This window comes from Roseateles sp. P5_E11, assembly GCF_054049355.1.
In genome coordinates this window covers 1-4333 of sequence record NZ_JBFUMO010000497.1, presented here as the reverse complement: position 1 = coordinate 4333, position 4333 = coordinate 1, and the positions used below count along the sequence as shown (strand labels likewise).

Annotated in this window: 4 protein-coding genes; 1 reads left to right on the top strand and 3 read right to left on the bottom strand. The window is 67.5% G+C overall.

What is annotated here, in order from left to right; translation table 11 throughout:
• Nucleotides 1–50 precede the first annotated feature (50 nt).
• From ACXJKR_RS25600 to ACXJKR_RS25590, 3 genes are read right to left on the bottom strand one after another with little or no spacing between them, the layout of a single operon-like run.
• Nucleotides 51–1124, bottom strand: coding sequence for a glycosyltransferase (locus ACXJKR_RS25600; RefSeq protein ID WP_457325202.1), 1074 nt, complete (start codon nucleotides 1122–1124; stop codon nucleotides 51–53).
• Nucleotides 1118–1681 (bottom strand): acyltransferase, encoded by a 564-nt coding sequence (locus tag ACXJKR_RS25595; protein ID WP_457325203.1) that lies wholly within the window; start codon nucleotides 1679–1681, stop codon nucleotides 1118–1120. Before ACXJKR_RS25595 ends, ACXJKR_RS25600 begins: the two co-directional genes overlap by 7 nt.
• A complete protein-coding gene (locus ACXJKR_RS25590) occupies nucleotides 1681–2886 on the bottom strand; it encodes a lipopolysaccharide biosynthesis protein (RefSeq protein WP_457325201.1) in 1206 nt (401 codons plus the stop codon). The genes ACXJKR_RS25595 and ACXJKR_RS25590 overlap by 1 nt, the downstream gene beginning before the upstream one ends.
• Nucleotides 2887–2931: 45 nt before the next feature.
• Here ACXJKR_RS25590 and lysS point away from each other — a divergent pair.
• Nucleotides 2932–4333, top strand: a 1402-nt coding sequence (lysS, locus tag ACXJKR_RS25585) for a lysine--tRNA ligase (protein WP_457325200.1), incomplete at its 3' end; no start/stop codon positions are given.

Sequence of the window (4333 nt, the reverse complement as noted above, 5' to 3'; positions counted from 1 at the left end):
CTCCATGCCGTGGGCAGGCGAACCGGCGTAATGGTTGACCAGAAGGATCCTCATGCCGGCGTGAGCTCCTTGAGCCGGGTCAGGAAGCGCTGCACGTGGGGCTCGAAGAGGCCGTTGGCGGCGACCCAGTTGCGATTGGCGATGGCGAGCTTGGTCGTGTCCAGCGTTGCCATGCGCGCCGGCAGGTCGTCCAGCGAGCCGACGATGAGTCCACGCGCCGAGTCGCCAATCAACTCACGATTGGCAGGCAGTTCGGACAGCAGCGGCACACAGCCATGCGCCATCGCTTCCAGCACCGAAACCGACACGGAATCGCTCTCGGGCAGGCTCAGGAACCAGGTCGAACGGGCGTAGTACGAGGCCTGGGCGGCGGCATCCAGCCGGCCGACGAAGGTGATCTGCTCATGTAAGCCACGAGCAGCCGTTTCATCTTCAAGCGACTGACGTAACGAGCCATCGTTCGCAATGACCAAGCGCGCTTCAGGGTTCTGACGCGCGATGCGCAGGAACGCGTCAATGACGAGTTGCGGCCGGTAGATCGGCTCCAGGCCGCGGTTCGCGAAGCACAGCCAAGGCTGCTTCTTCGCGTTCTGCTTGGGCATGGCTTCAAGGCCGAATGGGAAGGTCATGACCTCCCCCGCACCCAGCTCGCGCATGCGCTCGGCCATGTAGACCGAGTCCGACGTGGTCAGGGTGCAATYGCGCAGCACCTTCTTCGTCATCCAGCGCCAGGCGCCGCCGCGCTGCGGCGTCACGAGGATGTCGCTGCCCCAGGCCGAGCCGGCGATCTGCGCGCGCAGCCGCCAACCCATGCGGGCCGCCCAGGCCAGTGAACCGTGGGAGGTCAGGTAGTGCGCGTGCAGCCAATCGGCGTCTGTATCGGCCAGCCAGGCACCGACCTTGGGCAGCATCTTGATCAGGGCCACATTGCCGCCGCCATGGTCGGGAGCCGTGTTCAGCGCCAGCCGGCGTGCGTCGGGAAGCAGATGATGGAACTCGGGCAGGAAGCCGCGCGACGAGATCGCGTGCAGTTGCACACGCGGATTGAGCGCGCGGGCCCACTTCAGCAGGTGGGGGCTTTCTCCATCACCGATGAGGACGAGCTTGATACCGCCACTCAGCATGGCTTGGCCCAGGCTTCGTAGGCTTCACGCAGCTCGGGATGGCGCGCCAGCAAGGCTGCATCGCGCTCGCGTGTGTCGCCCACCTGCCGGGCGGGCTGGCCGGCCATGATGGCGAAGTCGGGTGCGGCGCCGCGCAGCTGCGAATAAGCGCACAGGATGGCACCCTTGCCGAGCGTGCTACCGGGTTCGATGAGGCTGTGCGGGCCAACAAAGCTGTAGGCGCCCAGGCGGATCGCCCCCTTGCGGTAGCCCGGCAGCTCGCCGCCCAGCACCGCGCTGCGACGGCCGTTCACGCGCAGGGCGTTGTGGGTGCTGTGGGTCACGATGGAACAGAAGTTCGTGATCTGCACGCCCTCTTCGATGACCAGGCCCGCGCTCGCGTCGATGAAATTGAACTGGCCGATGAAGACGTGGTCCGCCAGCTGCAGGCCGCCCTCGCCTTCGATGCAGGTGCTGGGTGCGATGCGCGAATGCGGCGCGCCGGCCTCGCCGAAGAGCATGCGAAAGCCGAGCAGCCTCAGCAAGCGGCGGCGCAGGCGGTTGATGAATACGCGCATCATTCCCAGGTCCAGAGTGCCCAGAAGAAGTAGCCGAAGTAGAGCAGCATCGCCGCGGACACGCCCCAGCCGGCACCGGCCAGGCCGCCCAGGTAGATGCCGGCCGCCAGCCCGCCGATGAACATCGCCTGCCCGACCAGCGCCAGCTTCAGCGCCCAGGCCTGTGCACCCCAGGCCATGGTGACGACGGACAGCGGCGACGCGATGAAGTGCAGCGCGACATAGGGTGCCAGCGAGCGGGCCAGTTCGCCGGCGCCGCGCCATTCGGGGCCGAAGACGGTGGCGAACAGCCATGGCCCGAAGGCCAGCAGCGCGAGCATCAGCGGCAGCGCGATGGCCGTCAGCAGCAGCAGCTTCTTGCGCACCAGGGCGCGGGCTTCGCTGCGGCTTTCGGTCTGCGTGAGGCGGGGGTAGAGGGCCTGCGACAGCGAGCCACCGACGAGGCTGGCCGGCGCCTTCAGATAGCGCAGTGCCAGCGCCCAGGCGCCAGCCTCGGGCGAACCCAGCCAGGCGGTCAGCAGCGCGATGGCCAGGGTGTCCTGCAGCGCGCCGGCAAAGGCGTGCGGCGTGTTCAGCAGCGGGAAGTCGCGATGCTTCTCGGCCATGGCGCGCAGCGGCTGGGGTGCCAGCAGGCCACGCCAACCGCGGGCGGGGGCCGGCTGCGCCTGCAGGGCTGCGGCAGCAGCCGTGGCCAATGTGGCGCCGCCGATCAGCCCCCAGGGCCCCGCCTGCAACAGGCCGAAGCCAACCTGTGCAATGGCGCCGCCGCCCCACTGCACGACACGGCCCCAGGCCAGCACGCCAAACCGACCGGCTCGAGCCGCCCATTGCGCCAGCGCCTGGCTGGCCGCGGCCGCCAGCACGGCCGGCGGCAACGCGGCGGCAACGGGAAGATCCGCCCAGATCATCCAGGCCCCGCCGACGACGATGGCCATGGCCGTCATCGCCAGCAGCACGCGCAGGCACAACGCCAACAGCGCCGCGGCGCCCTCTTCGCCCGTCTCGAGCGCCAGCGCGAACTCGTAGCGCGCACAACCGACAACGGCCAGATTGCTGGCTACCGTCCACACCAGAGAGAACTGGCCGTACTCGGCCGGCGTGTACAGCCGGGCGATCCAGGGGCCCAGCAAAAGCGGCACGGCCTGGGCCAGCGCGCTGCCGGCAAGCAAGGTGAGAGTGGCGCGCGTCAGGCTGTGGGAGGTCATCAAGGCGCGAGATTCTAGAATCGCTGGTTCGACTGAAGGCCCGCAATGACCACAACGACTCCGACTCCTGTTTCGACCGCTCAGGCCGACGACAACCAATTGATCGCCGAGCGCCGCAGCAAACTGGCCGCACTGCGGGCCACCACAGCGGTGCCTTTCCCCAATGACTTCAAGCCCCAGCACCGCGCCCAGCCCCTGCAGGCCCAGTACGGCGAGGTGCCCAACGAGGAGCTGGAACCGCAAGCCGTCAAGGTCAGCGTGGCCGGCCGAATGATGCTCAAGCGCATGATGGKCAAGGCGAGCTTTTGCACGCTGCAGGACGCCACTGGCCGCATCCAGCTGCGCGTGACCATCGACAACGTTGGCCCCGAGGTCTACGACGCCTTCAAGCACTGGGACCTGGGCGACATCATCGGTGGCGAAGGCACGTTGATGAGGACCAAGACCGGCGAGCTGTCCGTCGCAGTGACGACGCTGCGCTTGCTGACCAAGAGCCTGCGCCCGCTGCCGGACAAGTTCCACGGCATGACTGACCAGGAACAAAAGTACCGCCAGCGCTATGTCGACCTGATCACGGACGAAGACGCCCGCAAGCGCTTCACGGCGCGCTCCAAGGCGGTGTCGGCCATCCGCAGCTTCATGGTGGACCACGGCTTCCTGGAGGTCGAGACGCCCATGCTGCATCCGATCCCGGGCGGCGCCAACGCCAAGCCCTTCAAGACCCACCACAACGCGCTGGACCAGGAGATGTTCCTGCGCATCGCGCCTGAGCTCTATCTGAAGCGCCTGGTCGTGGGCGGCTTCGAGCGCGTGTTCGAGATCAACCGCAACTTCCGCAATGAAGGCATCTCGGTCCGGCACAACCCCGAGTTCACGATGATGGAGTTCTATGCGGCCTACTGGACGCATCATGACCAGATGGACTTCACGGAAGCCGTGCTGCGCCACGCGGCGATTGCCGCAACCGGCAGCGCCGCGCTGACCTATGCCGGCAAGCCGGTGGCGCTGGACAAGCCGTTTGCGCGCGTGTCGGTGCGCGACTCGCTGATCCAGTTCGCCGGCCTCACCGAAGCCGAGGCCGATGACGCCGACGTGCTGCGCGCCAAGGTCAAGGCCGCCGGCGAAGAAGCGCCCGCCCGCTGGGGCCTGGCCGAGCTGCAGTTCGGCCTGTTCGAGGCCGTCGTCGAAGAGAAGCTCTGGGAGCCCACCTTCATCATCGACTACCCCGTCGAGGTCTCGCCGCTGGCCCGTGCGTCGGATGCCAATCCCAAGATCACTGAGCGCTTCGAGCTCTTCATCACCGGCCGCGAGTACGCCAACGGTTTCTCCGAGCTGAACGACGCCGAGGACCAGGCCGCGCGCTTCCACGCCCAGGTCGCCAACAAGGATGCCGGCGACGAAGAGGCGATGTTCTTCGACGCCGACTTCATCCGCGCGCTGGAATACG